The organism is Cognatilysobacter bugurensis (assembly GCF_014652095.1).
GTDB lineage: Bacteria > Pseudomonadota > Gammaproteobacteria > Xanthomonadales > Xanthomonadaceae > Cognatilysobacter > Cognatilysobacter bugurensis.
On record NZ_BMYD01000015.1, the window covers coordinates 1 to 1,108 of the forward strand.

The 1,108-nt window shown below is 66.8% G+C and carries 1 protein-coding gene; it reads right to left on the minus strand.

Annotation, left to right across the window (positions count from 1 at the left end; translation table 11 throughout):
* On the minus strand, positions 1-1,108 hold a 1,108-nt coding region (locus IE075_RS15505), incomplete at both ends, for a methyl-accepting chemotaxis protein (protein WP_229792569.1).

The window sequence follows — 1,108 nt, forward strand, 5'->3', positions numbered from 1 at the left end:
CCGCGGCCTGCGCCTGCTGCGCGAGGCGGAACACCGCCACCGTCTGCACCAACTGCTCGGCCTGCTGCTCGAGCGCTCGCGCTGAAGCCGAAGCCTCTTCGACGAGCGCCGCGTTCTGTTGCGTGCCCTCGTCCATGTGCGTGATCGCCTGGTTGACCTGCTCGATGCCCGCAGTCTGCTCGGCGCTCGCCAGGCTGATGTCGGCAATGATGTCGCTCACGCGCTTCACGCTGCCGACGATCTCAGCCATCGTCTTGCCTGCCTGATCGACGAGCGCGCTGCCTTCTTCGACCTTGACGGTCGAATCCGAGATCAGCTGCTTGATCTCCTTGGCCGCGTTCGCGCTGCGCTGCGCAAGCGAGCGCACCTCGGCCGCGACGACCGCAAAGCCGCGACCTTGCTCGCCGGCGCGCGCCGCTTCAACCGCCGCGTTCAGCGCAAGGATGTTGGTCTGGAACGCAATGCCGTCGATAGTCGAGATGATCTCGGCGACCTTGCGCGAGGACGCATCGATCTCGCTCATCGTGGTGACCACGCGCCCGACCACGTCGCCGCCGCGCACCGCGATATCCGCCGCGCCGCTCGCGAGCTGGTTGGCCTGGCGTGCGTTCTCGGCGTTCTGCTTCACGGTCGCGGTGAGCTCTTCCATCGAGCTGGCCGTTTCTTCGAGCGAAGCGGCCTGCTGCTCGGTGCGCTGCGACAGGTCGGCGTTGCCCGACGCAATTTCACTGGCGGCCGAGTTGATCGAATCGCTGGACTGACGGATGTCGGTGACGATCTGCGCGAGCTGCTCGACGGTGCGGTTCGCGTCGTTTGCGAGCGTGCCGAACTGACCCGGCAGCTCCCCTTCGACGCGGCGGTTGAGATCGCCGTCGGCGACCGCCGAGAGCAGGCCACCGACCTGCGTCAGGCCGTGGTCGGCCGTTTCCATGAGGCGGTTCATGCTCTCGATGATGTCGCGGTACACGAACGCAAAGCGCTGTGCATCGCCGCGGCGGCTGAGGTCGCCGGCCACGCCGGCATCGACGAGTGCCTTGATCTCGGCGTTGATCGACTGCATGCCGGCCTTGACCGCATCGACTGCTGCAGTGATCTCGGCCTTCTTGCC